This is a genomic window from Bradyrhizobium betae, assembly GCF_004123905.1.
GTDB lineage: Bacteria > Pseudomonadota > Alphaproteobacteria > Rhizobiales > Xanthobacteraceae > Bradyrhizobium > Bradyrhizobium betae_A.
The window spans coordinates 66423-93131 of the sequence record NZ_MZXW01000005.1; the positions used below are offsets into that span (position 1 = coordinate 66423).

Consider the following 26709-nt stretch of genomic DNA (forward strand, 5'->3'; position numbering starts at 1 on the left):
GGGCAGTCCTGACGCTGGCTTGCGGAAAAAAACGGAAAACAACCCCATGCACGACAATGTGCCCGGGGCGGCTCAACTCATTTGTATACAAACAAAATAGGGGATTTCGGCCAAAACGCAATTCACGTTTTCGCAATGCACAATTGATGGTGCTTTGTGAGATTTACAATAGAACCCCGTAATCTCCCGGATTCGGCGGCCGGTTCCCGTTTTCAAAGGCCCGCATCCGCCGACGCCCCCGTGATCAGCGGCCCGATCTCCCGCTCCAGCACCTGCTGCACCAGATCGTAGGAATCGATGATCTCGCGGATCTCGGCCACCAGCCCGCCGCGGAAGCTGTAGAACACCGCCATATCGAACTGCACGACGCGGTCGTTGCTGCGCTTCTTGAAATAGGCGTGCATGTAGGCCGCGACCGCGTCGCCGTCGGCGAGGATGTGCGGCGCCTTGTAGCGGATCTCCGAATAGCGCGACCAGATCGTCTGCCATAGCTCGCGCAGCTCCGCCTTGCCGTGGCGCGGCACCATGTGCGGCAGCACGTCGATCGGTGCGTGGGTGAGGAAGTCGACGTCGTCGGTGCAGCACGACAGCGCCGCTTCGACATCGCCGCGCGCAAAGGCGTCGAGCAGATGCAGCACGCGTTGGCGATTGAGCTTCTCGACCGTCATTCCGCCCGTCCTCATTGGCCGTGTGGAGACACGCAACGCTAACGCGCCGCCTCGCGCACCGGCAATCCGCAAAATCACAGGGATGTTGCAGACGGTGTGACGCGCGAGCGCAATGCCAGGTTCATGGCTGCAATTGCGGGTTGAACGGCCGCGCGCCTGCACGAATTCGTGGCGCGTCAGTGCGTCATGGCGCGCGAAGCCATGGACGAGCGTGCAACGCCATGAAGGCCCGCTTCAATGGAACCGCGGCGCGCCTGAGGCCGTTGAGATTCCGACACCGCATCCTGGAGACATCGGTCCATGAAATCCCTCGCCGCCATCGCCGCCGTACTTCTCATCTGTGGCGCGACCTCCGCCGCCAACGCCAAGGGCTGCATCAAGGGCGCCGTCGTCGGCGGCGTCGCCGGCCATTATGCCGGACATCACGGTGTCCTCGGCGCCGCCGCCGGCTGCCTCTACGGCCGGCACCACGCCAAGGAACAGGAAAAGCAGCAGCAACAGCAGAGCCAAGCGAACGGGCAGGGGAAGTTGTAGTCTTCGTCATTCCGGGGCGCGCCACTTGGCGCGAGCCCGGAATCCATTCCACCCCTTGTTCCGGCTACGGAAAAGGGCGTGACCCGCCTCACATCGCGCCCCGCTCGGCGCGGCTATCGTCATCCCATGTCATCAGGGAGACGTGCCGTGACCGCCATCGCCACCGCAAGAAAGTCCCGCCTGCACAACGCGATCGAAGGCCTCGCGTTGAGCACGACGCTGCAGAGCTTCCCGACCTTCGCCGCCGCCGCCTTCCTGCTCAAGCTGGTCGGCAACCACGACCTCGTCGGCGACCCCGGCGTCGCCATCTTCGTCGCCATCGCCTCGCTCGCCCACGCGATGCTCGCTGTGACCCTGGGCCCGAGCTTCCCGGCTTCATTCAAGACCGTCTACGAACCAAAATTCTTCGAAGCGCATCTGTCGCTGTCCGACAAGATCACAGCATGGCGCACCCAGCCGGTCGCCTCGCTCCAGCTCATGACCATCGTGCTGCTGCTGTCGGTGATGGCGGTGGTGACGGCGAGCGTGGGGTGATCGCCATGCCCTTCATCGCCGCCTCGAAATCCGGTTTGCTCAACTGGCTCGAGGGCTTTGCGCTCACCACGATCCTCCAGGGCTTTCCGATATTCGCCGCCGCGTCTCTGATGGTGAAGCTCCTGGGAGATGACCGCGGCAGCAGTCCCGTCCTCACCATCGCGCTGGCGTCGGTCTTCTACAGCATCTTCGCCATCTCGGTCGGGTCCGCTTTCCCGAGGCTGTTCAAGAACGGCTACGAAACGCAGTTCTTCGACGCGAGCCTGTCCTTCTCCGAAAAGATCGCCCGCTGGCGCGCGAAGCCCACGACTTCGCTGCAGCTCATGGCATCAGTGCTGCTGCTGTCGCTGCTGGCGACGATTGCGGGATGAGGAGCTGAAATCTCTCTCCGTGCGTCATTCAGGGGCGCCGCAAAGCGGCGATCCCGGAATTGATAACCACGACTGGCGCGGATGTGCGGCTCTACCTCTTCTTCCACCCACCCCGCCGCCCCGGCTGCCCGCCCGTCGACTTCGGCGCCGGGCCGAACTCCGGCCCCGACTGCCTTGAGTCCGTCGGCTGGATGATCCGGCTTTCGCCGCCGAACGGTTTTGACGGCAGCGCGCGGTTTTCGCGATAGGGCAGGGATTCCGGGCCGTGCATCTCGTCGAGATGCGGCTTGTGCACGCGTGAGCCCTTGCCGCCGCCGGCTTTGAGCGCGGTTGCGGCGCTTTTGTTCTTCAAGGCGCTGACCGGCAAATTCGCGGCGTCGCCGTATTTCTTCGCTCCCGCATAGGCGCCCGCCTTGCCCGCAACAGTGCGCTGCTTGACGGTGGGGTCGTCGACCACCGCCAGCTCCGTCGCGCGCAGGCGCTTGACTTCGTCGCGGAGGCGGGCGGCTTCCTCGAAGTTCAGATCGGCGGCGGCTTCGCGCATCCTTGTTTCGAGATCGGCGAGCACGGCTTCAAAATTGTGGCCGATCGAGATGACGTCGTCAGTCATGTCGTGTCCGCCGACCTCGACCAGCACGTGGTCGCGCTCGTAGACCGAGTTGAGGATGTCGCCGATCGACTTCTTCACGCTCTCCGGCGTGATGCCGTTGGCCGTGTTGTACTCGACCTGTTTCTCGCGGCGGCGGTTGGTTTCCGCGATGGCGCGCTCCATCGAGCCGGTCATCTGATCGGCATAGAGGATCACCTTGCCGTCGACGTTGCGCGCGGCGCGGCCGATGGTCTGAATCAAGGACGTTTCACTGCGCAAAAAGCCTTCCTTGTCGGCGTCGAGAATGGCGACCAGCGCGCATTCGGGAATGTCGAGACCCTCGCGCAACAGGTTGATGCCGACCAGCGCGTCGAAGGCGCCCAAGCGAAGATCGCGGATGATCTCGATGCGCTCGATGGTGTCGATATCGCTGTGCATGTAGCGGACGCGAATGCCCTGCTCATGCAGATATTCGGTGAGATCCTCCGCCATGCGCTTGGTCAGCACCGTGATCAGCGAGCGATAGCCGGCTTGAGCTGTGGCACGCACCTCGCCGACGAGATCGTCGACCTGGGTGCGGGCGGGGCGGATATTCACCGGAGGATCAATCAGTCCGGTCGGACGGATGACCTGCTCGACGAACACGCCGCCGCTCTCGTTCAACTCCCAGGCGCTCGGCGTCGCCGACACCGCGACCGTCTGCGGCCGCATCATGTCCCATTCCTCGAACCGGAGCGGACGGTTGTCCATGCACGACGGCAGACGGAAACCGTATTCGGCCAGCGTCGCCTTGCGGCGGAAGTCGCCGCGGAACATGCCGCCGATCTGCGGCACGGTGACGTGGCTCTCGTCGGCGAACACCAGCGCGTTGTCGGGGACATATTCGAACAGCGTCGGCGGCGGCTCGCCGGGCAGGCGCCCGGTGAGATAGCGCGAATAGTTCTCGATGCCGGCGCAACTGCCCGTCGCCTCCATCATCTCGAGGTCGAAGGTGGTGCGCTGCTCCAGCCGCTGCGCCTCCAGCAGGCGGCCCTGGTTGTTGAGCTGGTCGAGCCGCATCTTCAATTCGGATTTGATCGACTTGATCGCCTGAACCAGCGTCGGGCGCGGTGTCACATAGTGCGAGTTGGCGTACATCTTGATGAATTCGAGCTCATCCTGCTTGTGGCCGGTGAGCGGATCGAATTCTTCGATATTCTCGATGGTGTCGCCGAACAAGTTCACGCGCCAGGCTCGGTCTTCATAGTGCGCCGGGAAGATGTCGATCACATCGCCGCGCACGCGAAACGTGCCGCGGGTAAAATCGGCCTGGGTGCGCTTGTACTGGAGCGCGACGAGGTCGGCGATGAGCTGGCGCTGGTCGATGCGCTCGCCCTTCTTCAGCGCGAACGTCATCGCGGTGTAGGTCTCGACCGAGCCGATACCGTAGATGCAGGACACCGACGCCACGATGATGACGTCGTCGCGTTCGAGCAGCGCGCGCGTCGCCGAGTGGCGCATGCGGTCGATCTGCTCGTTGATCGAGGAGTCCTTTTCTATGTAGGTGTCCGTGCGGGGGACATACGCTTCCGGCTGGTAGTAGTCGTAATAGCTGACAAAATATTCGACCGCGTTGTCCGGGAAGAAACTCTTGAACTCGCCATAGAGCTGGGCGGCGAGCGTCTTGTTCGGCGCCAGGATGATGGCGGGTCGCTGCGTCGCCTCGATCACCTTGGCCATGGTGTAGGTCTTGCCGGAGCCGGTGACGCCTAGCAGCACCTGCGAGCGGTCGTTGCGCTCGATGCCCTCGACCAGCTCCTTGATCGCGGTCGGCTGATCGCCCCGCGGCTCATAGTGGGACTTGAGCTCGAAGCGCACGCCGCCTTCGGACTTTTCCGGACGCGGCGGCCGGTGCGGCGTCCACACTTTTGTGGAACCGTCGTCCTTGCGGAACTCCGGCCGGCCCTCGCGGATCAGCGATTCCAGCGCGTCGGCGGTGGCCTTGACGCCGAGCGCCTCCATCTTGTTGCGTGGCGGACGTGCGAGGGCTTCCGCGTCGTCCTCTTCGGTGGGAAGCCCGAGCTGCCGCGCCAGTTCCGGATCCAGCGTCGGGATCGTGGCCGCGGTTCCGTAATTCGCCTGCGGTGCCTCGTCGAAACCGCCCTCGGTCGAAGCACGGGCGCCCGGAGGCTGCGGATTGGGCCGCAGTGGCATCGGCCGCGTCGAATCCTGCGGAAACTCCTTCGGCGTCGAGGCCCGCGCGCGATGCGCGGCAGCCTCGCCCCCGGCGCGGCGGTCGCGCGAATTGTCCGGCGGCGGCTGCAGGCCGGTGCCTGAACCCATGCCGGCATCGCCGCGATTGATCGCGGGATTGAGCAACTCGGCCAGCGCCGGCCCGATCGGCTGCACGTCAGGCCGATGTGCCTTGGAATTCGGCGTCTTGATTTTGGGGGATTTTGGGGGAGCAGATTTCTTCGCCATGCCCCGAATATGGGACGAGTCCGCCCCTCAGAAAAGAGCGAATGCCCGTCCGGGTTCAGGCTGCTGACAGCAGGTTGGCAGCAGGGGCGTTCTACGCTGCGGGCAGCGGTCCGTCGTCGCCCTCGGTCGCCCCGCGCGGCTTGAGGATGTCGAGATGGATGCCGCCGCAATCGGTGCAGCGCATGGTCCAGTACTCGCATCCGGCGCGGCCGCCGATCACGCGGAGTACCGTGAGATCGCCATCGCATTCCGGGCATTTCGACAGTACCGACCGTGCGTAGGATCGGGCCAGCGGCTGGGTCTCTTCGATCTCGATATACGACATCACCGGTTCCTCGTGCTGGGATGGGGCTCGCCTATTCGTCGTCGCTGTCGTCCGCCCGCCGGCGGAAGCGATCGATGTGGTGCTTGGCATCGCGGATCGCCGCGTCGCGATCGGGCCAGGCAAAGCCGACCTCCATGGCCGGAAACAGCACGCCGTCGATGGCAACCAGGCTGAAATCGGCGCGCCTGATACGGGCGTGCCACAGCCCCTTGCCAGCTTCGAAGGATTCGATGTCAAAGCCGTCGTAAAGGGTCGTCATTGGTAGTCCCCAAAGTGTCGTGTTTCGTGTCTGGTCGAGTGTCTTGCTCGAGCGCCTTGTTGGAGGGTCAGGGGACCACGTTTGCGGACTTTTGGATGTGAAGCCGTTCACAAGCGGCGGAGTTTTTTGCTGGGTGGCATGGACGAACTGAGTTCCGCAAATGCGGTGCGCTCCCTCTCCCGCTTGCGGGGGAGGGCAGGGTGGGGGTGTCTCCACAGAGAGATTCACAGTGTGGAGAGAGCCCCCACCCGGCGCTTCGCGCCGACCTCCCCCGCAAGCGGGAGAGGTGCACCGTTTTCCGGGCTTGCAGGCCTGCAAGCAAATTGGGGGCAGGCTTAAATGGTCAGTTCCGCGGTGAGGAACGGCTGGTCCGCTTCACCGGCCGGGCGGCGGGCCCGGAGGCCGCGCGCATGATCCAGCGGCGGAACGCGGCAAAGTCGCGCTGCTCGGTCTGAAAGCTGCGATAGAGCAGGTACCAGCGCATGCCCTTGGGTATCGAGAGGTCGAACGGGGCAACCAGCCGGCCGGCAGCGAGATCGTCGTCGATATAGGGCCGGATGCCCATGGCGATGCCGAGCCCGTCGGCGGCGGCCTGGAGCGCCTGGCCGTAGAACTGGAATTCCGGTCCGCGCGCGTTGATCCTTGCGAGGCCTGAGGCCTTCAGCCAGATCGGCCAGTCCTCGGGCGAATGTTCAACGCGGATCAGGCTGGGGCCTTTGAGGTCCGCAGGCCGCTTCAGGCTGGTGGCGAGGCGGGGCACGCAGACCGGCGTGAGGTCGCCGGCGAACAGCGGCTCGGCGACCAGCCCCGGCCAGTCGCCGGTGCCGAGCTTGATGCCGCAGCTCCAGTCCTCACCGAACGGCACCGACGCGCCGCCGGTGGTGAAGCGCACCTCGATGTCGGGCTCCTCGCTACGAAACTCCGACAGCCGCGGGATTAGCCAGCGCATCGCAAACGTATGTCCAACACCGATGGTGAGCACGCGCACGCCGGAGGGGGCCGTCACCTGCGCGGTGAGGCTGGCCAGCGCATCGAAGATCGGCGTCAGCCCGCTCTGATAGGCGCGTCCCGCCTGCGTCAGCACCAGCTTGTTGGCCTTGCGCTCGAACAGCGCGACGCCGAGCCGCTCCTCGAGCAGATGCACCATGCGGCTGACGGCCGCCGCCGACACGCTGAGCTCGAGCCCGGCCGCGGCAAAGCTGCCGGTCCGCGCCGCCGCCTCGAATGCCTTGATGCCGTTGAGAAACAGCAGCCGCCGCAAATGACCCACCCTCAGGAAAGCTGATGCCAGGCCAAGATAACTCAGTTTGCGAAGGCGGGGCAAGCGGGGCACTTTCTCCTTTGCCTCTCCCCGCGTGCGGGGAGAGGCCGACACGCGAAGCGTGGCGGGTGAGGGGGGAGTCTCCGCGAGTCGCACTGCCACCGTGATTGCGGATGCAGCCCCTCACCCCCTCTCCCCGCAAGAGCGGGGCGAGGGGGGAATGAGCAGTCTGCGTCCCTTATTTACCTACAGGAGAATCCCTCGTGACGCCCATCGTGATCGCTGCCCTTGGATTGCTGATGGTCGCCACCGCTTTCCTGTCGGGGTTGTTCGGCATGGCGGGCGGGCTGATCCTGATCGGCGTGCTGCTGGCCTTGATGCCGCTGCCGACCGCGATGGTGCTGCATGCGATCACGCAGATGGCGTCCAATGGCTGGCGCGCGTTGCTGTGGCGGGCGCATATCCGCTGGCGGCCGGTTGCGAACTATATGGTCGGCGCTGCCGTCGCGCTCGCGGCCTGGTCGCTCACCCGCTATGTGCCTGACAAGCCGATGGCGCTGCTGCTGCTCGGCAGCACGCCGTTCATGGCGCGGCTCATGCCCGCGAATATCAAGCCGGATCCCGACCGTCTCTGGCAGGGAACGGTCTATGGCACGATCTGCATGGGCCTGATGCTGATGACCGGCGTCTCCGGCCCGCTGCTCGACACCTTCTTCCTCGGCGGCGATTTCGGCCGGCGCGAGAAGGTGGCGACGAAAGCGATGTGCCAGCTCGTCAGCCATTTTACAAAACTGATCTATTTCGGCGGCATCATCGATCAGGCGGCGAGCCTCGATCCGGTACTGGCCGGCGTCGCGATCCTGGCATCGATGCTCGGCACCACGCTGGCGCGGCGCATCCTCGAAGCCATGACCGACCAGCAATTCGTGGCGTGGTCGAACAAGCTGATCACCACCATCGCCTGCTATTACATCGCCTATGGCGGCTGGCTCTTCGTGCGCGCACCGGTGCTGGCGGCCTTGACCAAGGGAGGTCTGCAATGAGCTGTAACGCCGATCCGCTGGTGCTGGACTTCGTCGAATGGGTCGCGCGCGAACCGCGCGCCTATGCCGAGGTGATTTCGACCTGGAAGACCTCGTGCCCACGCCTCACCATCTGGGAAGACGCCGCCGACCGCGGCTACGTCGCGCGCGAGACCTTGCCCGGTGTGGGGCTGGTGATCGCGGTGACGGAAGGCGGCGAGAAACTGCTGCGCACGAACGGGCGGTGAGTTTCGAGGTGCTCCCGCCAGGGTGCTACCGCGAAGGCGCCACAAGCCGTGGCCGGATGATCTCGACCATGCGCTCGGCAGACGTGCCCGGCGGAAAGAAGCCGAGATATTTTCCGTCGCGGTCCATGAGATAGATGAAGGACGTGTGGTCGACCGTGTAGTCACCGGCCTCCTTTCCGATCGTCACTTTGTCGAAATAGACTTTGTAGGCGACTGCCGCTGTGCGGATTGCTCCAGGACTGCCGGTTAGTCCGATCAGCCGCGGATGAAACAGCGGCACATATTCGGCAAGATGCTCCGCCGTGTCGCGCGCGGGATCGACGGTGATGAAGAGCGGTTGCACGGCGTCGGCGTCGGGCCCGAGCTGCTCGAGCGTCTGTCCGATCGCCATCAGGTCGGTCGGACAAACGTCCGGGCAGTAGGTGAAGCCGAAATAGACCAGCATCAATTGCCCGCGGAAATCCCGGTCGCTGCGCGGTTTGCCGGTGTGATCGGTCAGCTCGAACGGTCCCCCGATCGGCTCCCGATTCCACATCAGGATGTCCATGGTCTCTGCTGCCGTGCGCGCCTGCGCCGCTCCCGCGCAGGCGAGTGCCAGCATCACGCCCAGCCATGCGCCGCTCGCGCCCCGCATCACAGCCCGAAGGTGAGGCGGCTGCCCGTTGTCGTCACCACCACCTTGCCCTCCATCTGGGCGCTGGCCTCCTGCGCGAAGTTGAGCCCGCTGCAATGCATGGGCACCACGACGTCGGGATTGAGCGCCTTGATCTCGCTCACGACCTGCGTGAGGTAGTCCTTCGGCGCCGGGCCGAGATGGAAGCCGCCGACGATGGCGTGCACCTTCTGGACGCCCGACACGTCCTGCGCCTGCTTCACCGAATTGACGATGCCGACATGGCCGCAGGACGAGATCACGACCAGACCGAGATCCCGCACATTGAAGCACGTGGCGTGCTCGTGGATGTGCTCGTCCGGAACGATCTGGCCTTCCATCTCCGCGGGCAGGTAGTGACCGACATTGCAGCCGAGGCCCTCCTTGATGCCGAACTCGACGAGCGTGTTCGGCAGCACGCGTTCACTGCTGCGGCGGGTGATCTTGCCGGTGGTAAAAGCATGGTCAGCGATCACCGTCGGTGTTTCGCACAGCACGGTCGTCACCTTCTGGGCCGCGAGCTGCCGGCGGTCGAGGGTGCCGAAATCGGCAAATTGCCCCTGCGTCGGCGTTGGATTGACGCGATGGCAGAAATTATCCTCTCCGCCCGCGTAGAGCTTGAGGTCGGCAGGCAGCTTGTCGCGGAATTTATCGAGGAAGCCGTTCAGGCCCCCGAAATGATCATAATGGCCGTGGCTGATGATCAGCGCGTCGAGCTTGGCCGGATCGACGCCGATCAACGCCATGTTGTTGAGCAGCACCTCGGGTGTGTAGCCGTAGTCCAGCATCAGCGTGCGCTGATTGCCGCCGCCTTCGGATTCCAGCCAGAGCGACAGCCCCCATTCATTGTGCAGCGATTTGCGGAAATCGCCGCCTCGCGCGGCCGGCGCGATGGAGACGCCGTGGATTTGCTTGGGACGGAAGAACAGGTCGAAGCTCGAATCCACCAGCACGCGGATCGAGAGCTTGTCGACGGTCGGAACAGCGATCGGCGCAGCGCTCGCGATCTCGACGCAAGTGAAGGCATTGGCGGCGGCAGCGCCGGCGAACGCTGCCGAGCCCAACAGGAAATCGCGCCGTGGAATGGTCCTGGTCATTGCAATTCCTCCCGATATGAAATGTTCGAAAAGTCCGAGCTTAGGTCCGATCCGGAGCCGGTTCAACAAGCCGCGGTCATAAGCGTCGTCAGTTTCGCGAGCATGCACGTGCTCGGTGATTGACAGGCCTTTATGCGTCTGCATCCTTGCCTTAAATCCATGGCTTTCTTGAAACCACGGCTTTCTTGCGCTCCTCGCCCTGGGGCTACTCTTTCGTCAATTGCAGCAGCGGGACCAATCATGTCACTCAAACTCTACGAACTCGTCGGCGCCGACGCCGCGCGCCCGTTCAGCCCCTATTGCTGGCGCACGCGGATGGCGCTGGCACATAAGGGACTCGCGGCGGAATCGCTGCCCTGGCGCTTCACGGAGAAGAGCGCGATTGCGCCGCACGGTTCGGAGAAGGTCCCGGTGCTGCTGCATCACGACAAGCCGGTGGTCGATTCCTGGGCGATCGCGACCTATCTCGAAGATAATTTTCCCGATCGCCCCTCGCTGTTCGGCGGCGAGGGCGGCCGCGCCATGGCGCGCATGCTCAACGCGTGGGGCGACATCGCCATCGTCGGCGGCGTCTTTCCGCTGATCATCGCCGACATCCCCAAAAATCTCGCCGAGGTCGATGCCGCCTATTTCCGCCAGTCGCGCGAGGCGCGCTTTGGCGGCAAGAGCCTGGAAGAGGTGATGGCAAGCCGCGACACCGGCGTGGTCGCGTTCCGCAAATCGCTGGAGGTGATGCGGCAGGCGTTGAAGAAGCAGCCCTTCATCGGCGGCAGCGCGCCGAACTATGCCGACTACATCGTGTTCGGCGGCTTTCAATGGGCGCGCGTGACGAGCCCGTTCAAGCTGCTGGAAGCGGATGATCCGGTTTACGCGTGGCGCGAAAAACTGCTCGATGCATTCGACGGCATGGCGCGCAGATCGCCGGGACACGCAGTGTAAGGCACACTGTCGTCCCCGCGAACGCGGGGACCCAGACCGCGTGATCTATGTGTTGTGGATGGTCGAAGTACAGAAACGGCGGGCCTTCGCCAAACCTCTCCCTGTGGTTATGGGTCCCTGCGTTCGCAGGGACGACAGCGGAGGTGTGGCCACGCTCTCCCGCTCAACGCGCAGCCGCGCTCGCCGCCTTGCGCAAACACTCGCGGCACAGGCAGTCCTCGCCCTTGACCGGCATCGGCAGCTTTGCCGTTTCCTCCGCGCACCAGCAATTGCCCGAGAGATCGCAGCCGAACTCGGTGCCGCAGCGCGAGCAGCCGAGGCGGCGCGGTTCCGGCAACGCGGATTCTTTCGAAATTGTCATGATTTGCGCAAAAAACTGGCCGTCATTTTCATGTCGGGTTCATCCGTGGCTGCGGTATATTACGCGCCGCGCAGAGACTCGCAAAGCGGTTCGCAATCCGCGAAGGACAAATCGATGGCCCGCGATTCGCTAGCCGCCCTCATTGCGCTCAACCGTTTTGGCTTCGGCGCCCGTGGCGGTGCCTCCGGTGATCTCATCAACGCAGCGTCCGATCCACGCGGCTTCGTGAAGGCGGAACTTGCTCGCCCCAACGGTGTGCTGCTGGAGGCGCCGGGCCTGCAATCGACGCCGCAACTCGGCCAGGCCGTGTTCGCCTATCAGGACGAGGTCAAGCAGGCGCGCGAAGCGGCCGCCAAGGCCGGGACGCCGCCCGAAGCGCCGCCACCGCAGGCGCCGGCCGACCAGAAGCCCGGGCCGCGCCGCAATCTCTCGCTGAACACGGTGGCAACCGAGATCGCCGGCCAGATGGCCGAAGCCAAGCCTGCCGACACAGCCGCGAAGCCCGAGACCATGCAGCCGAACGCGGCTGTACCGCCTGCCGCAAAGCCCGCGCCGCAGCCGCTCAACGTGATCCAAAAAACCTTTCGCGCGGAGGCGCTGGCGCGGTTGCAACGCGCCACGCTGGTCGAGTGCGGCTTCACCGAGCGCCTCGTCGTGTTCTGGTCGAACCATTTCTGCATCTCCGCCAGCAAGGGCGAGCTGGCGCGGATCTGGGCCGGCGCGTTCGAACGCGAGGCGATCCGTCCGCACGTGCTTGGCCGTTTCGCCGACATGCTGAAGGCTGTCGAGCAGCATCCGGCGATGCTGTTCTTCCTCGACAATCAGCAATCGCTCGGCCCGGATTCACGCGCAGGGCAAAACCGCAAGCGCGGGCTCAACGAAAATCTCGCGCGCGAGATCATGGAGCTGCACACCCTCGGCGTCGGCGGCGGCTACACGCAGGAGGACGTCACCTCGCTCGCGCGCATCATCACCGGCTGGACCTTTGCCGGAAGGCAAGGCGGGCTAGGGGCGCCCGGCTCCTTCGTCTTCAACGCCAACGCGCATCAGCCCGGCCCGCAACAGCTGCTCGGCAAGAGCTACGAGCCGACCGGCCTTGCGCAGGGCGAAGCCGCGCTCGCCGACATCGCGCGCCATCCGTCGACGGCGAATTTCATCGCCACCAAATTCGTCCGCCATTTCGTCGCCGACGATCCGCCGCCGGCTCTGGTCGCACGCTTGCGCGATGTCTTCGTCAAGACCGATGGTGACCTCAAGGCGCTTGCCACGGCGCTCGTCGATTCCGACGAGGCCTGGAAGGGGCCGCTCACCAAGATGCGCTCGCCTTACGACTTCGTGGTCGCGAGCGGCCGGCTGCTCGCGCGCGTGCCGGAGGATCCCGGCGGCTATCTCAACAATCTCAACCTGCTCGGACAGCCGTTGTGGTCGCCGGGCGGTCCCAACGGTTTTCCGGACACCAGCGCCGCATGGGCCGCGCCCGAAGGCATGAAGCTGCGGCTCGACATCGCGGCGCAGATGGGCGCGCGGCTCGGGCCCAACATCGATCCGCTCGACCTCCTGGAGTTCGCGGCCGCCGATGCGGCGTCGGTCGAAACGCGCAAGACCATCGAGCGCGCGGAGTCGCGCCAGCAGGCACTGGCGCTGTTGCTGATGTCGCCGGAAATGCAGAGGAGATGATGATGATCGACTGTGTCGAGAACCGGCTCCTCACCTCGCGCCGCGGCCTGCTGCTCGGCGGTGCGTCGTTCGCGGCCTGGGCCTATTTGCCGAAGTTTGCACGCGCGGCCGACGGGCGCGATCCGCGATTGATCGTGGTGATCCTGCGCGGCGCGCTCGATGGCCTCTCGACCGTCGCGCCGGTCGGTGATCCCGATTATGCGGGCCTGCACGGCACGATCGCGCTGACGTCGGACGGCGCCCATCCTGCGATCATGCTCGATACGTTCTTCGCGCTGCATCCGGCGATGCCGGAGTTTGCGCGGATGTATCGCGACATGCATGCCGCGGTGATCCATGCGGTGGCGACGCCCTATCGCGACCGCTCGCATTTCGACGGCCAGGACGTGCTCGAAAGCGGCTATGCCGGCCCGGGCCGGGTGCAGTCCGGCTGGCTCAACCGCGCGCTCGAAGCGCTGCCGCGCGGCGAGCGCGTGTCAAGCGGTCTTGCGGTGGGGCCGACCACGCCGCTGGTGCTGCGCGGCAATGCGCCGACTGTCGGCTGGGCGCCGGTCGCGCTGCCGCAGGCCGATGACGACACCGCGATGCGGCTGGTCGATCTCTACCGCCATCGCGATCCGGCACTCGCCTCGGCGCTGTCGCAAGGTCTTCAGCTCGATAAGGTCGCGAGCGGTGACGACATGAAGCCGAAGCCGGGCAACCAGGTTGCGCAGATGCGCCAGGTCGCGCGTGGTGCGGCAAAGCTGATGGCGGCCGACGACGGCCCGCGCATCGCCGCGCTCGCCTTCGACGGCTGGGACACCCACGCCAATGAAGGCGGCCCTGTCGGCCGTCTCGCCTTCCTGCTCGGCGGCCTCGACGGCGCGCTCGCTGAATTCGAAAGCGGTCTCGGCGCGCGCTGGCGCGACACCGTCGTCGTCGTCGCCACCGAATTCGGCCGCACCGCGCGCATCAACGGCACCGACGGCACCGATCACGGCACGGGAACGATCGCGCTGCTCGCCGGCGGCGCCGTGAAAGGCGGCCGCGTCATCTCCGACTGGCCCGGCCTCAAGCTCGCCAACCTGTATGAAGGGCGCGACCTCAAGCCGACCACGGATCTGCGCTCGGTGATCAAGGGCGTGCTGCAAGGGCAGTTCGGTCTCTCGGACCGCGTGCTGGCGGAGACGGTGTTCCCGGACAGCGCGGCAGCGCGGCCGATGAAGGGGCTGGTTGCTTAACCTCTCCCCGCCCTTTGCGGGGAGAGGTCGGATCGCATCGCAGATGCGATCCGGGTGAGGGGCAGGGCACACTGTTAGCCCCAGGGGCGCCATCCGACTCGCACAATGACAGTGTGCGGATCGCGACCTTCGCTTACAATTGAGACCGAATTCGCGGAACCAGCCCCTCACCCCACCCTCTCCCCGTAAGAACGGGGCGAGGGAGCGAGAGGGCCGTGCGTCATGACGGGCAGGTAGGGCAATGCGTGGCCACAACGAAAGACCCATCCGACTCGCAAAGACGCTTACGCACCGATCAGACCGACGCTGAGACGGTTCTCTGGAATCGCATTCGCAACCGGAGGATCGACGGGCACAGGTTCGTCAGGCAAGAGCCGATCATCGGATATATCTGTGATTTCGTGTGTCGCGAGAAGCGGATCGTCATCGAGGTCGACGGCGGGCAGCATCATGAATCCGCAGCAGATGCTGTTCGTGATGAACGCCTAAGCGAGAAGGGGTACAAGGTACTTCGCTTTTGGAACAACGAGGTCCTTGGGAATATCGAAGGTGTTCTCACCGTCATTCAGTCCGAACTCGCGGAGACGGAAGACACCCCTTAACCTCTCCCCGCCCTTTGCGGGGAGAGGTCGGATCGCGCAGCGATCCGGGTGAGGGGCAGGGCACACTGTTGCCCAAAGAAGTAGTCCATCCGACGCGCATAACATCAGTGCGCGCGGCACGCGCTTCGCCTACAATTCAAACCGAATTCGCGGAAGCAGCCCCTCACCCCACCCTCTCCCCGTAAGAACGGGGCGAGGGAGCGAGAGGGCGGTGCTTCCCTTACTTGTGGAGACCATACCCATGTACATCGCCATGAACCGCTTCCGCGTCGCCAAGGGCTCTGAGGCCGCCTTCGAGCAGGTCTGGCTTTCGCGGGACACGCATCTGGACAAGGTGCCGGGCTTCGTCGAATTCCATCTGCTGCGCGGGCCGGAAGCCGAGGACCACACGCTTTACGCATCGCATACGATCTGGGCCAATCACGCAGCATTCGAGGCGTGGACCAAATCGGAGGCGTTTCGTGCTGCTCATGCCCGCGCCGGGGACACCAAGCCGACTTATCTCGGCCATCCCCAGTTCGAAGGTTTTGAGGTGATGCAGACGGTCGGACGCGGCGCCAAATAGCGCCGCGCCGTAAAGATCAGCCCAGCGTGATCTTGTCGATCTCAGCCATCTCCTCGGCGCTGAGCTTCCACGCGATCGCTTTGACGTTCTGCTCGATCTGCTCGGCACGGGTGGCCCCCGCAATGACGCTCGAGACCTGCGGGCGCGCGGCGAGCCAGGAGAAGGCGAGCTCGAGCATGCTATGGCCGCGCGCCTTCGCGAAGGCCTGGAGCTTCTCGACGATGTCCTCGTTGCGTGGCGTGACGTAGCGGTCGCGCAGTCGCGCAGTTTGGCCGAAGCGCGTGTCGCCGGGCGCGGCCTCGCCCTTTTTATATTTGCCGGTCAGAAGTCCGCTGGCGAGCGGGAAGAACGGCAACAGGCCGAGCTTGTATTCTGCAGCTGCCGGCAACAGGTCCTTCTCGATGTCGCGCACGACGAGGGAATATTCGTCCTGGCAGGAGACGAAGCGGCTGACATTCATCGCGCGTGCGACGTACTCCGCTTCCGCAATCCGCCACGCCGGAAAGTTCGAATTGCCGATGTAGCGGACCTTGCCCTGGCGGACGAGATCGTCGAGCGCGCGCAGGCTCTCCTCGATCGGCGTCAGCGGGTCATAGTCGTGCTGCTGGTAGAGATCGATGTAATCGGTCTTCAGCCGCTTCAGGCTCGCGTCCACGGCGGCCATGATGTAGCGGCGCGAGGCGCCCTGCTTGGTGCCGTCCTCCGCCATCGGCTTGGAGTATTTCGTCGCCAGCACGATGTCCTTGCGGCGATCGCCGAGCACCGCGCCGAGCACGTTTTCCGAGCCGCCCATGTTCGAATAGATGTCGGCGGTGTCGAACAGCGTGATGCCGAGATCGAGCGCGCGATGGATCACCTTGCGCGAGGCCTCGAGGTCGATGCGCTGGCCGAAATTGTTGCAGCCGAGCCCGACTGCAGACACGCGCAGGCCGGAGGCGCCGAGATTACGAATTTCCATGGGAGGTCCTGTCAGGAGAAAGCAGCGGCCTATTGTGACCGCGGTGCAACGCTGCGGCAATACGCCAGCCGCGTTGCTGCCATGCTGCGATAGACGCCGGACAAAAAAATGCGGCCCCTGTCAGACGCGGCGACTGACGGGGACCGCTTGGGGCGCTTGATCGGTGACGGGGGGCCTGATCAGACGCAACTGCAACTTAATCCCGGTGTGTTACGCGCCGGTGACAGGCAGAGTTATCCACAGGTCCCGAGGCCGCCGGATCAGAAGATCTTGCGATAGACGATGAAGCCGGATCGCTCGGCCACCTTGTCGTAGAGGCTCTGCGCGGTGACGTTGGTCTCGTGCGTCTGCCAGTAGACCCGCGGCGATCCTGCGAGCTTCGCCCGCTCATATACACCATGGATCAGCGCCGAGCCGACACCCTTGCCGCGTGCGGCCTCAGTCGTGAACAGATCCTGCAAATAGCAGGACGGCTCGATCGCGGTGGTGCTGCGATGGAACAGATAGTTCGTCATGCCGAGCAGCTTGCCGTCGCTCTCGGCGACCAGTCCGTGCACCGGCTCATAGGCATCGAAGAAGCGCTGCCACGTCACCTTAGTGATTTCGGGTGCGAGCGCGGTCGGGCCGGAGCGGCCGTAGAAGGCGTTATAGCCGTCCCACAGCGGCAGCCATTGATCGTAATCCTGCCGTGCGACGGAGCGAATGATGAGCGACATGTGAGGATCCCGCGATCGATGCAGCGCCCTTCATACGTGATGATGGGCGTGCTGATCAATCGCGCCTACTCCGCAACGCGCAAATACCGGATCAGCTTGCGGCCCGTGGGATCGCGCAGCGAGCGGTAGTAGTCGGCGCGCGTGGGCGCGTCGGTGTGGCGCACGAGGTCGGTGACCGGCGTATAGCTCAGCATGCGGCCGCCGTCGGGCAGCACGGCGCAGACGAAGCGCAGCACCTCGCCACTGCGCAAGGCGATGTTGATCGGCGTGGCATCGCCGATCCGCACCATCTCCATGCGCTGCGCGATGAAGGTGGCGAGCTCGTCCTCCGGCAGCTCGAACGCGCCGGTGTCACGGCCATGATACATCAGCGCGACGAAGGGCGGCTTGCCGTCGGCGATCTCGTCCGGCAGCGCAAAATAGTCGCGGAAGGCGCGGTTGATGAATTCGGCGCGCGTCTCGGCATCGAGCAGCACGATGCCGATGTCGACCTGGTCGAGCGCAGCCGACAGCCGCGCGGCGGTGGCGTGGCTTTGGCGCTCGGCGGCAAACGTGCCGAGCAGCCGCTCGCGCATCAGGCCGGTGATCGCTGCTGTGCCGGCCGCTGTTGCAGCCAGCAGGCCGAGCCGCACCAGGTCTGCAGGCGCAAAAGCAACACCGCGGTGGTTGAGAAAGAACAGTGCCGCGCAGATCACCGCGAGGCCCGCGCTGATCATGGCGGAGCCCAAACCCGACAGTGCGCCGGCAAGCGCCACGATGCAGACGAACAGTGGTGCAGGCGAGGGGACGGGGACAAAGCGATCAAGCAGGATCGCCAGCAGCGTGATCGCTACCGTTAGCACCGGACCGGAGATCGCACGCCATCCGAACCGCATGGGCCTGTCTCGTTCCTCCCTGAACGAGGAAAGGCCGCAACACTGACTGATCGTTGCTCTGTTGCAGTGCGAATTCGCGCAGGACGCTTAAGGCGCGCTTGGCGCGCCGCGCAAAGCTTTCAGATGATTTTAGACCAAATGCACGTGCCTGAGGCGTTGCTGCGATGCGGGCGCATTCAGCGTCGAGGTCCCCGAGCTCTTCCGCATGCCGGTGAAAATCAGCAGCGATGCCGCGACCAGGATGGCCGCAGTCAGGGTGATTGCCACGATGACCACAGGTGATTTCATCGACGTCCCATCGCGATGCCGGTTGGCGCGGGCCACGCGGCGCCTTGAAGGCTGGTCGAGGATGAGACGGGGATCAGACCGGCAGGCCCATCGCCATGGTCGCCTTGGTCGACAGCACCGTGAGGGTGACGATCAGACACAGCGACAGCGCGGCGACGGCGAGCGAGGCCGCCACCGCGTGGGTCAACCGGGAAGATGCGACGGTATCGGGACGGCTTTGAAAGCCTGCCGTGCCGGACGCCCGAATCATGGTCTAAATCCTTCAACGTGCGAGCGAATCACCCGCGACGCCGAACAACTTCGCTGTTGCAACCGGCAATATTGCGGCGGCTCCAGCAATGAAAATGGCGGGATTACGGCAAAGGTTAACGATATGCCCGTTATTTCTTAACGCCGGCCCGCTTTCAGGCGCCAGCTGCAATGCTGGCGGGGTCGTCGACGTCCGCCGGCCGCCAGTCCATCGCCACGAAGCCGGGGGCCGCTTCCACGCGCTTCAACCAGTCCCGGATCGCCGGGAAGGCCTGGAGGTCGAAGTCGCAGCGGTCGGCGAGATGGGTGTAGCCGTACAGCGCGATGTCGGCGACCGTGAGCTGGCGGGCGGCGAAATAGGAATTGGTCTTGAGGTGGTTCTCCATCACCTGGAGCGCGCCATAGCCGCGTTCCATCCAGTCCTCCAGCGCGTGGGTCTGCAGATCGCGGCCGCCCTTCACCAGCGACAGCCAGAAATAGGCGGCGCCGATGTTCGGCTCGAGCGCGTGCTGCTCGAAGAACATCCATTGCAGCGCCTCGGCGCGGTCGATGCGGTTCTCCGGCGCGAGCGGCGTGCCGACCGCGACGTACCAGAGGATGGCGTTGGACTCGGCAAGATAACGATCGGCGCCGACCTCGAGCAGCGGCACTTGTCCGGACGGGTTCTTGGACAGGAAGTCCGGCGTCTTGCTCTCGCCGCGCAGAATGTCCACCTCGACGGCTTCGTAAGGCAAGTTCAACAGCGCCAGCGCAAGGCGGACCTTGTAGCTGTTGCCCGAGCGTTGCATCGAATAGAGCTTGTACATTCTGGGAGTTCTAAACCGAGCTTGGAATTCTGAACTGAGGACGGGAAGGCGCGGCGCTTGTTGCCCCGCGCCGCGGCTAGACAATGATGCCGATGCGAATCCGCCGCAAGGGCCGGCCAATAGAAAAACTCGAAAACCCTACCGCACTGCAATGCCGCGGAAGATCATTTCCACACCACGATGCAAATCAGATCACGCTTGCGTCAACGCGCGGACGCATCGCGCCGTGCATTGGTGAGCGGGAAGCAATCAGCGTTAGGGCGTTAGTGCTTCCGCATCGTCATGCCCGGGCATAGCCGTCCAAAGGACGGCGTCGCTTCCGCTCGCCTATGTCCCGGCCATCCACGCCTTGCCACGCAGAACCAAGAACGTGGATGCCCGGGACAAGCCCGGGCATGACGACGTTCTGGTTGCGCGGCGCTCTAAACGCCCAAAATTGCTCCGAGGACAAGCCTTGCCGGATATAAGGTGTTCGCGCGGCAAAGTTGCGGAAAATTGCCTTGAAACACTCCAAATCCCGTAAACTTTTGCGAGATCGGGCTGAAGTTTCTTGCGGTGCAGCGGCACACGTTTTAGGGTGTCTGCATTCCCACAATTGGAGTCGTGAGGCCATAGGGTTCACGACGCTTGTCAGGAGATGACGATGTCCTTCCTTGCCGCTGCGCTCGACCGTGTGAAGCCGTCCGCAACCATCGCGGTGACGGATAAAGCACGCGCGCTGAAAGCGGCGGGCCGCAACGTCATCGGCCTCGGCGCCGGCGAGCCCGACTTCGACACGCCCGCCAACATCAAGCTGGCCGCGATCCACGCCATCGAAGCCGGCAAGACCAAGTACACCGCGGTCGACGGCATCCCCGAGCTGAAGGAAGCCATCATCGGCAAGTTTCAGCGCGAGAACGGCGTCGTCTACAAGCCGAACCAGATCATCGTCGGCACCGGCGGCAAGCAGGTGCTCTACAACGCGCTGATGGCGACCATCAATCCGGGCGACGAGGTGATCATCCCCGCGCCGTACTGGGTCAGCTATCCCGAGATGGTGGCGCTCGCCGGCGGCGAGCCGGTGCCGGTGGTCTGCACCGCCGCGACCGGCTTCAAGCTCCAGGCCGAGGCGCTCGAGCGCGCGATCACGCCGAAGACCAAATGGGTGATCCTGTGCTCGCCGTCGAACCCGACCGGCGCGGCCTATACCAGGACCGAGCTGAAGGCGCTCACCGACGTGCTGGTCAGGCATCCGCATGTGTGGGTGATGACCGACGACATGTACGAGCACCTCGTCTATGACGACTTCCAGTTCACCACCGTCGCGCAGGTCGAGCCGAAACTCTACGACCGCACGCTCACCGTGAACGGCGTCTCGAAGGCCTATTGCATGACCGGCTGGCGCATCGGCTATGCCGGTGGTCCGGCGCAGCTGATCAAGGCGATGTCGACGATCCAGTCGCAGTCGACCTCGAACCCGTCCTCGATTGCGCAATGGGCTGCGGTCGAAGCGCTGAACGGTCCGCAGGACTTCATCCCCGCCAACAACAAGGTGTTCAAGGAGCGCCGCGACCTCGTCGTCTCCATGCTCAACCAGGCCAAGGGCATCGAGTGCCCGCGTCCCGAAGGCGCGTTCTACGTCTATCCGTCCTGCGCCGGCACGATCGGCAAGACCGCGCCGTCGGGCAAGGTGATCGACAATGACGAGACCTTCGTCACCGAGCTGCTCGAGACCGAAGGCGTCGCGGTGGTGCAGGGCTCGGCCTTCGGCCTCGGCCCGGCATTCCGTATCTCCTACGCCACCAAGACCTCCGACCTCGAAGACGCCTGCAAGCGCATCCAGCGCTTCTGCGGTAATCTGCGGTAATCTGCGGTAAGTCTGTCGCGACAGTGCAAATTGGAAAGGCCCGCTTCGCGCGGGCCTTTTTATTGCTGGTGCAATCTGGCACGCCCAGGAATGTTGTGGCATAGACCATCGCGCGGCGTGTGCCGCGCCCTCTCTGCTCGCATCACATTCATCGCCGGAGACATTCATGCGCCGTTCGTTCATCCTCGCCGGGCTCACTGCCGCCAGCCTCGTTGCCTCCGTCGCAAATAGCGGCGCTCAGCAGCAGCGGATGGTGCGGGTCGGCGTGCTCGAATGCCGTGGCGGCGCCAGCGTCGGCTTCATCGTGGGCTCCGTGACCAATCTCGGCTGCGTGTTGCGTGCCGACGGTGTGCCGGAAGATCGCTACGTCGCGACGATCCGTAAAGTGGGCCTCGACATCGGCATCACCCAGGAAACCACGCTGGCCTGGGGCGTGTTTGCGCCGGTCGACCGGCTCGGCCCCGGCGATCTCTCCGGCAATTACGCGGGCGCGCAGGGCAGCGCCTCGGTCGGCGTCGGTGTCGGCGGCAACGCGCTGATCGGCGGCTCCAACAATTCGATCGCGCTCCAGCCGCTCAGCGTGCAGGGCCAGGTCGGCCTCAACGTCGCGGCCGGCCTCGAAAGCCTGGAACTTCGGCCCGGTCGCTAAGATCCGGCCGTTAACGATTTGAAATTGCGTGGGACGCGCCGTTTCATCGGCGCGTTTCCGCGACGACGCACCGCAGCGACGTTTGACGCTTGCCAAATCTCGGGGACGGGCAGAGCATCTGTGCTTGCCGACCCAATCATGGGCCGAGCTCCACACCAAGGAGGCGGCGAATGGGACAAGACGTCAGAAGTCCCCGAGGTCCACGGTGCATTGCGCTGGTGGGCCCTTTCCAAAGCGGTAAAACCACACTTCTCGAAGCAATACTGGCGCGAACGGGCGCAATCCCGCGCGCCGGCAGCGTCGACGCCGGAACTTCCGTCGGCGACGCCAGTGCCGAGGCCCGTCATCACAAGATGACCGTTGGGCTGACTGCCGCCACCACGAGTTTCATGGGCGACAGCTACACCTTCCTGGATTGTCCCGGTTCCGTCGAGTTCGCCCACGATATGCGCGCCGTGCTGCCCGCGGTCGACGCCGCGATCGTGGTCTGCGAGGCCGACGAGAAGAAGCTGCCGCAGCTTCAGATCATCCTGCGCGAGCTGGAGGAACTGAAGATCCCGCGTTTCCTTTTCCTCAACAAGATCGACCGCGCCAACAAGCGCATCCGCGAGTCGCTCGCGATGCTCCAGCCCGCCTCGCGCGTGCCGCTGGTGCTGCGCCAGATCCCGATCTGGAAGGGCGAGCTGATCGAGGGCTTTGTCGATCTCGCGCTGGAACGTGCGTTCATCTATCGCGAGCACAAGGCCTCCGAAGTGGTCGCGCTCGAAGGCGGCGATCTTGATCGTGAGAAGGAGGCCCGCTTCTCGATGCTGGAGAAGCTCGCCGATCACGACGACGCGCTGATGGAGCAGCTGCTCGAGGACATCCAGCCGCCGCGCGATGCCGTGTTTGATGATCTCGCGCGCGAATTGCGCGAAGGTCTGATCTGTCCCGTGCTGCTTGGCGCCGCTGCGCGCGAAAATGGCGTGCTGCGTCTGATGAAAGCGCTGCGCCACGAGGCGCCCGGTGTCGCGGAAACCGCCAAACGTCTCGGTGTTCCCGAGACGAAGGATGCACTCGGCTTCGTCTTCAAGACGCTGCATTCGCAGCACGGTGGAAAGCTGTCGCTGACGCGGCTGCTCGCCGGCCATCTCGACGACGGTGCCACGCTGCAATCCTCCTCCGGCGGAGCCAGCCGCATCTCCGGCATCCTCGCCGTCAACGGCGCCTACGAGACCAAGCGTGCCTCGGCCGAAGCCGGCGATACAGTGGCACTCGCCAAGCTCGATCCCGTAAGGACCGGCGACACTGTTACGAACGGCAAGGCCCCGCCGGCTGCGCTCGCAGCCAGCGAGCCGACGCCGCCGGTGCTCGCGATCTCGGTCGCGGCCACCGACCGCAAGGACGACGTCAAGCTCGGCCAGGCACTGATGCGGCTGCACGAGGAAGATCCTTCGCTCGTCATCGTGCAGAACCCCCAGACCCACGACACCGTGCTGTGGGGACAGGGCGAGATGCATCTGCGCGTCGCCAGCGAGCGCTTGCGCGATCGCTTCGGCATCAAGCTCGCCTCGCATCCGCCCGCGATCGGCTATCAGGAAACCATCCGCAAGCCGATCACCCAGCGCGGCCGCCACAAGAAGCAGTCCGGCGGCCACGGCCAGTTCGGTGACGTCGTGCTCGACATCAGGCCGATGCCGCGCGGCGACGGCTTCAAGTTCTCCGAGAAGGTGGTCGGCGGCGCGGTGCCGCGCAACTACATCGGCGCGGTGGAGGAAGGTGTCGTCGACGGATTGACGCGCGGTCCGCTCGGTTTCCCCGTCACCGATGTGCAGGTGACGCTGACCGACGGCTCCTATCACAGCGTCGATTCCTCCGACCTCGCCTTCCGCACGGCGGCGCGGATCGGGCTCAACGAAGGCCTGCCGCAATGTCAGCCGGTGTTGCTGGAGCCGATCCACGTGGTCGAAATCGTCTGCCCGACCGATGCCACCGCCAAGATCAACGCGATCCTGTCGGCGCGGCGCGGCCAGATCCTCGGCTTCGACACCCGCGATGGCTGGAACGGCTGGGACTGCGTCCGCGCCATGATGCCGGAAGCCGAGATCGGCGAGCTGATCGTAGAGCTGCGCTCGGCCACGGCCGGTGCCGGCAGTTTTACGCGCCAGTTCGACCACATGGCCGAAGTCACGGGCCGCGCCGCCGACCAGATCATCGCCGCGCATCAACACGCGGCGTGATCGGATTTCGCGCGGTAAGGAAGGCGCAACTCTCTCACTCCCTCTCCCCGTTCTTACGGGGAGAGAGAGGGGTGAGGGGCTGCGTCAGCGGGCACAGCGCTTCGTTTCGGGCCGCGCCTCTTTCCACGTCATTGCGAGCGCAGCGAAGCAATCCAGAATCTCTCCGCGGAGGCAGCCTGGATTGCTTCGTCGCAAGTGCTCCTCGCAATGACGGAGTGTGGAGCCACGGCGCAACTCCATCACCGTCACCCTGAGGCGGCCGCTTCTTCAGCGGCCCTCGAAGGGCGACGGCCCGGCTGCATCTCGGCCGTACATCCTTCAAGGCTCTGCATGGGACGCGTTGCGTCCCATGCCTCGCACCTCAGGACGACGGAGCTAACAGCGTTGCAGCGGCCTAGGAGATGCTGGCCAAGAGCACTTGCATCTGCCTCCAGATGATGTATTTTACATCATTGTATACGCATCAGATATCACTTATAACCGCTGATACGTGAGGCTAAGGTGATCACGTCATTCCAGATGCGGGCAGCCCGTGCGTTGCTCGGCATCGATCAGAAAACCTTGGCCGAGCTCGCCGGCGTTTCGCTGCCGACCATCCAGCGGATGGAGGCGTCGACCGGCAATGTTCGTGGCGTGGTCGAGACCTTGATGAGAGTGGTCGATGCGTTCGAGCGGGCCGGCGTCGAGCTGATCGGCGAACAGGCGCGCAGCGAAGGCGGCGGACGCGGCGTTCGGCTGAAAGAGCCGGGGCCGCCACGCCGGGTGGGGGCGTGATCCCGCGATGATCATGCTCGAGAGCAGTTTGAACTAACGCACCGTCGCGCCGAAGCACGCGGCCGCACGATGCATCCGAGCATTGTGGGCAGCGGAGCACTTGCCGAAATGAGCATCACGGGCGAACACGCAGGCAAGCTGCACCAGCATCGTCAGCCGACCTTTACCGAACTCTACCTGCCAAAACTCGTCACCGTCTGGCGCGAGGGCTATGGCCTTGCCGATTTCCGCGCCGACGTGTTCGCGGGCCTCACGGTCGCGATCGTGGCGCTGCCGCTGTCGATGGCGATCGCAATCGCCTCGGGCGTGACGCCGGACCGCGGCCTCTATACTGCGGTGGTCGGCGGCTTCATCGTGTCGCTGCTCGGCGGCAGCCGCTTCCAGATCGGCGGGCCTGCGGGCGCCTTCATCGTGCTGGTCGCGTTGACGGCGGAGCGGCACGGCGTCGATGGTGTCATCCTCGCCACCATGATGGCGGGCCTGTTCCTGATCGCCGCAGGCCTGCTCCGCATCGGCACCTACATCAAGTTCATCCCCTATCCCGTCACGGTCGGCTTCACCGCCGGCATCGCCGTGATCATCTTTGCGAGCCAGCTCCGCGATCTCTCAGGGATCACGCTGGTGGGGAAGGAGCCGAGCGAGTTTGTGCCAAAACTCGTAGCGCTCGCCGGCGGCCTGCATACGATCAATCCGTCCGCTATCGCTGTCGCAATCGTCAGCATCGCCATCATTGCGGGCTTGCGACGCTGGCGGCCGTCCTGGCCCGGCATCCTGATCGCGGTCGTGCTGGCGGCGGTCGTGAGTGCCGTGCTGTCGCTGCCGGTCGAGACTATCGGCTCGCGCTTCGGCGGCATCCCGCGCGAATTGCCGTCGCCGGCATTCCCCACCTTCTCGCTGGCGAAGGCGCAAGCGGTGCTGCCGGATGCGATTGCGTTTGCGCTGCTCGCCGCGATTGAATCGCTGCTGTCGGCGGTGGTGGCCGACGGCATGACCGGGCGCCGTCACCGCTCCAATTGCGAGCTGGTCGCGCAAGGCGCGGCCAATATCGGCGCGGCGCTGTTCGGCGGCATCTGCGTGACCGGCCTGATCGCGCGCACCGCGACCAACATCCGCGCCGGCGCGCGTGGGCCGCTGGCGGGTATGTTGCACTCGGTGTTCCTGCTGCTGTTCATGCTGATCGCAGCGCCGCTCGCGAGCTATATCCCGCTCGCAGCACTTGCCGCCGTGCTCGTGGTGGTGGCCTGGACCATGGCGGAGAAGCAGGAATTTGCGACGCTGTTGCGTTCGTCATGGGGCGACGCAATCGTGCTGCTCGCAACCTTCCTGCTCACGATCTTCCGCGATCTGACCGAGGGCATATTGGTCGGCTTCGCGCTCGGCGCGGTGCTATTCATCCATCGCATGGCGGAGATGACGGGCATCGAGGAGCGCTCGCCGCTGGTGGCGGACGACCGTCCCGACGACGGCAATGGCGAGCGCGTGCCTTACGATCCAGCGCTCGCGGTCGACCGCGACGTGCTGGTCTATCGCATCACCGGCGCGTTCTTCTTCGGTGCGGCCTCCGCCATCGGCAACGTGCTCGACGGCATCGCCGACAACCGCAAGGGCTTGGTGGTCGACTTCGCCGCGGTGCCGTTCCTGGATTCGACCGCGGCGAACGTGCTCGGCCGCGTCGCCGTCAAGGCGCACCGCCACGGCATCCGGCTGTTCATCACGGGGGCCTCGCCCACCGTCCGCCGCGCGCTGCTCACCCATGGCGTGACGCCGCCGCGCGCCCGCTACCGCGAGACCATCGCGCGCGCGGTCGCCGACATCAAGGGTGGGCGCGATGCGGCTGCTCCCGTCGCTGGCGAGGCCGTGAGCTAGCCCGAGGAGTTCTCGCAGTCGACCGGTCCGATCGACGCTGCGGCGCCCGCACGCTTGACAGAGCCGGCGGGACGCGAAA

General features: G+C 64.9%; 29 protein-coding genes. 15 read left to right on the forward strand and 14 right to left on the reverse strand.

Going from position 1 to position 26709, the window contains the following annotated elements:
* Positions 1 to 212 precede the first annotated feature (212 nt).
* Entirely contained in the window at positions 213 to 668 is a 456-nt protein-coding gene (locus B5V03_RS02765) for a nuclear transport factor 2 family protein (protein WP_164987745.1), read from the reverse strand.
* A 300-nt stretch (positions 669 to 968) separates the two neighbouring features.
* On the opposite strand from B5V03_RS02765, the gene B5V03_RS02770 reads away from it, so the two are divergent.
* The 3 genes from B5V03_RS02770 to B5V03_RS02780 all read left to right on the forward strand — a co-directional run bounded on the left by B5V03_RS02770 (position 969) and on the right by B5V03_RS02780 (position 2107).
* Positions 969 to 1202, forward strand: coding sequence for a hypothetical protein (locus B5V03_RS02770; RefSeq protein ID WP_129267753.1), 234 nt, complete (start codon positions 969 to 971; stop codon positions 1200 to 1202).
* 147 nt (positions 1203 to 1349) lie between these two features.
* Positions 1350 to 1736 carry a hypothetical protein gene (locus tag B5V03_RS02775; protein WP_129267754.1) on the forward strand — a complete coding sequence of 129 codons (387 nt, stop codon included), beginning with the start codon at positions 1350 to 1352 and terminating at the stop codon, positions 1734 to 1736.
* A gap of 5 nt (positions 1737 to 1741) precedes the next feature.
* On the forward strand, positions 1742 to 2107 hold the full coding sequence (locus tag B5V03_RS02780) for a hypothetical protein (RefSeq protein ID WP_129267755.1): 366 nt from the start codon (positions 1742 to 1744) through the stop codon (positions 2105 to 2107).
* 91 nt (positions 2108 to 2198) lie between these two features.
* Here B5V03_RS02780 and uvrB read toward each other — a convergent pair whose 3' ends face one another.
* The 4 genes from uvrB to B5V03_RS02805 form a co-directional block, all read right to left on the reverse strand.
* Positions 2199 to 5156 carry an excinuclease ABC subunit UvrB gene (gene uvrB, locus B5V03_RS02785; protein WP_129267756.1) on the reverse strand — a complete coding sequence of 986 codons (2958 nt, stop codon included), beginning with the start codon at positions 5154 to 5156 and terminating at the stop codon, positions 2199 to 2201.
* Positions 5157 to 5247: 91 nt separating this feature from the next.
* Positions 5248 to 5481, reverse strand: a complete 234-nt coding sequence (locus B5V03_RS02790) for a hypothetical protein (protein WP_129267757.1) — start codon at positions 5479 to 5481, stop codon at positions 5248 to 5250.
* Between the two features lie 31 nt (positions 5482 to 5512).
* Positions 5513 to 5740, reverse strand: a complete 228-nt coding sequence (locus tag B5V03_RS02795) for a hypothetical protein (RefSeq protein ID WP_129267758.1) — start codon at positions 5738 to 5740, stop codon at positions 5513 to 5515.
* 343 nt (positions 5741 to 6083) lie between these two features.
* Positions 6084 to 7001, reverse strand: a complete 918-nt coding sequence (locus B5V03_RS02805; RefSeq protein ID WP_129267875.1) for a LysR substrate-binding domain-containing protein — start codon at positions 6999 to 7001, stop codon at positions 6084 to 6086.
* Positions 7002 to 7264: 263 nt separating this feature from the next.
* Here B5V03_RS02805 and B5V03_RS02810 point away from each other — a divergent pair, with 263 nt between their 5' ends.
* Together B5V03_RS02810 and B5V03_RS02815 are read left to right on the forward strand one after the other, a co-directional pair.
* Positions 7265 to 8044 (forward strand): sulfite exporter TauE/SafE family protein, encoded by a 780-nt coding sequence (locus tag B5V03_RS02810; RefSeq protein ID WP_129267760.1) that lies wholly within the window; start codon positions 7265 to 7267, stop codon positions 8042 to 8044.
* Positions 8041 to 8271 carry a hypothetical protein gene (locus B5V03_RS02815; protein ID WP_129267761.1) on the forward strand — a complete coding sequence of 77 codons (231 nt, stop codon included), beginning with the start codon at positions 8041 to 8043 and terminating at the stop codon, positions 8269 to 8271. Before B5V03_RS02810 ends, B5V03_RS02815 begins: the two co-directional genes overlap by 4 nt.
* A gap of 25 nt (positions 8272 to 8296) precedes the next feature.
* On the opposite strand, the gene B5V03_RS02820 is transcribed toward B5V03_RS02815, so the two are convergent.
* Positions 8297 to 8905 carry an SCO family protein gene (locus B5V03_RS02820; protein ID WP_129267762.1) on the reverse strand — a complete coding sequence of 203 codons (609 nt, stop codon included), beginning with the start codon at positions 8903 to 8905 and terminating at the stop codon, positions 8297 to 8299.
* Positions 8905 to 10020: an MBL fold metallo-hydrolase gene (locus B5V03_RS02825; RefSeq protein ID WP_129267763.1), complete on the reverse strand. Its 1116-nt coding sequence runs from the start codon at positions 10018 to 10020 to the stop codon at positions 8905 to 8907. The genes B5V03_RS02820 and B5V03_RS02825 overlap by 1 nt, the downstream gene beginning before the upstream one ends.
* A 240-nt stretch (positions 10021 to 10260) precedes the next feature.
* Between B5V03_RS02825 and B5V03_RS02830 the strand changes: the two genes are divergently transcribed.
* A complete protein-coding gene (locus B5V03_RS02830; protein ID WP_129267764.1) occupies positions 10261 to 10959 on the forward strand; it encodes a glutathione S-transferase family protein in 699 nt (232 codons plus the stop codon).
* A 163-nt stretch (positions 10960 to 11122) separates the two neighbouring features.
* On the opposite strand, the gene B5V03_RS02835 is transcribed toward B5V03_RS02830, so the two are convergent.
* Positions 11123 to 11320, reverse strand: a complete 198-nt coding sequence (locus tag B5V03_RS02835; protein ID WP_129267765.1) for a cysteine-rich CWC family protein — start codon at positions 11318 to 11320, stop codon at positions 11123 to 11125.
* A gap of 114 nt (positions 11321 to 11434) precedes the next feature.
* On the opposite strand from B5V03_RS02835, the gene B5V03_RS02840 reads away from it, so the two are divergent.
* From B5V03_RS02840 to B5V03_RS02855, 4 genes are all read left to right on the forward strand, one after another.
* Positions 11435 to 12997: a DUF1800 domain-containing protein gene (locus B5V03_RS02840; protein ID WP_164987746.1), complete on the forward strand. Its 1563-nt coding sequence runs from the start codon at positions 11435 to 11437 to the stop codon at positions 12995 to 12997.
* A gap of 2 nt (positions 12998 to 12999) precedes the next feature.
* Positions 13000 to 14217 carry a DUF1501 domain-containing protein gene (locus B5V03_RS02845; RefSeq protein ID WP_164987747.1) on the forward strand — a complete coding sequence of 406 codons (1218 nt, stop codon included), beginning with the start codon at positions 13000 to 13002 and terminating at the stop codon, positions 14215 to 14217.
* 245 nt (positions 14218 to 14462) lie between these two features.
* Positions 14463 to 14819 carry an endonuclease domain-containing protein gene (locus tag B5V03_RS02850; RefSeq protein ID WP_129267768.1) on the forward strand — a complete coding sequence of 119 codons (357 nt, stop codon included), beginning with the start codon at positions 14463 to 14465 and terminating at the stop codon, positions 14817 to 14819.
* 241 nt (positions 14820 to 15060) lie between these two features.
* Complete coding sequence (locus tag B5V03_RS02855; protein ID WP_129267769.1) at positions 15061 to 15384, forward strand: antibiotic biosynthesis monooxygenase family protein; 324 nt, start codon at positions 15061 to 15063, stop codon at positions 15382 to 15384.
* Positions 15385 to 15400: 16 nt separating this feature from the next.
* Here B5V03_RS02855 and B5V03_RS02860 read toward each other — a convergent pair whose 3' ends face one another.
* From B5V03_RS02860 to B5V03_RS02880, 6 genes are all read right to left on the reverse strand, one after another.
* A complete protein-coding gene (locus B5V03_RS02860; protein ID WP_129267770.1) occupies positions 15401 to 16342 on the reverse strand; it encodes an aldo/keto reductase in 942 nt (313 codons plus the stop codon).
* Between the two features lie 260 nt (positions 16343 to 16602).
* Complete coding sequence (locus B5V03_RS02865; RefSeq protein WP_129267771.1) at positions 16603 to 17058, reverse strand: GNAT family N-acetyltransferase; 456 nt, start codon at positions 17056 to 17058, stop codon at positions 16603 to 16605.
* Positions 17059 to 17123: 65 nt separating this feature from the next.
* Positions 17124 to 17933, reverse strand: coding sequence for a PAS-domain containing protein (locus B5V03_RS02870; RefSeq protein ID WP_129267772.1), 810 nt, complete (start codon positions 17931 to 17933; stop codon positions 17124 to 17126).
* A 129-nt stretch (positions 17934 to 18062) separates the two neighbouring features.
* On the reverse strand, positions 18063 to 18221 hold the full coding sequence (locus B5V03_RS02875) for a hypothetical protein (RefSeq protein ID WP_164987748.1): 159 nt from the start codon (positions 18219 to 18221) through the stop codon (positions 18063 to 18065).
* Between the two features lie 73 nt (positions 18222 to 18294).
* Entirely contained in the window at positions 18295 to 18471 is a 177-nt protein-coding gene (locus tag B5V03_RS41290; RefSeq protein ID WP_008135782.1) for a hypothetical protein, read from the reverse strand.
* A 154-nt stretch (positions 18472 to 18625) separates the two neighbouring features.
* Positions 18626 to 19276: a glutathione S-transferase family protein gene (locus tag B5V03_RS02880; protein ID WP_129267774.1), complete on the reverse strand. Its 651-nt coding sequence runs from the start codon at positions 19274 to 19276 to the stop codon at positions 18626 to 18628.
* 643 nt (positions 19277 to 19919) lie between these two features.
* On the opposite strand from B5V03_RS02880, the gene B5V03_RS02885 reads away from it, so the two are divergent.
* From B5V03_RS02885 to B5V03_RS02905, 5 genes are all read left to right on the forward strand, one after another.
* Positions 19920 to 21122 (forward strand): pyridoxal phosphate-dependent aminotransferase, encoded by a 1203-nt coding sequence (locus B5V03_RS02885; protein WP_129267775.1) that lies wholly within the window; start codon positions 19920 to 19922, stop codon positions 21120 to 21122.
* Positions 21123 to 21288: 166 nt separating this feature from the next.
* Positions 21289 to 21771, forward strand: coding sequence for a DUF992 domain-containing protein (locus B5V03_RS02890; RefSeq protein ID WP_129267776.1), 483 nt, complete (start codon positions 21289 to 21291; stop codon positions 21769 to 21771).
* A gap of 170 nt (positions 21772 to 21941) precedes the next feature.
* The gene (locus B5V03_RS02895; RefSeq protein WP_129267777.1) at positions 21942 to 23990 is read left to right on the forward strand and encodes an elongation factor G; all 2049 of its coding nucleotides are present in this window, start codon (positions 21942 to 21944) and stop codon (positions 23988 to 23990) included.
* 501 nt (positions 23991 to 24491) lie between these two features.
* On the forward strand, positions 24492 to 24764 hold the full coding sequence (locus tag B5V03_RS02900; protein ID WP_015688482.1) for a helix-turn-helix domain-containing protein: 273 nt from the start codon (positions 24492 to 24494) through the stop codon (positions 24762 to 24764).
* A gap of 108 nt (positions 24765 to 24872) precedes the next feature.
* The gene (locus B5V03_RS02905) at positions 24873 to 26630 is read left to right on the forward strand and encodes a SulP family inorganic anion transporter (protein ID WP_129267778.1); all 1758 of its coding nucleotides are present in this window, start codon (positions 24873 to 24875) and stop codon (positions 26628 to 26630) included.
* The last annotated feature ends 79 nt before the right edge of the window (positions 26631 to 26709 follow it).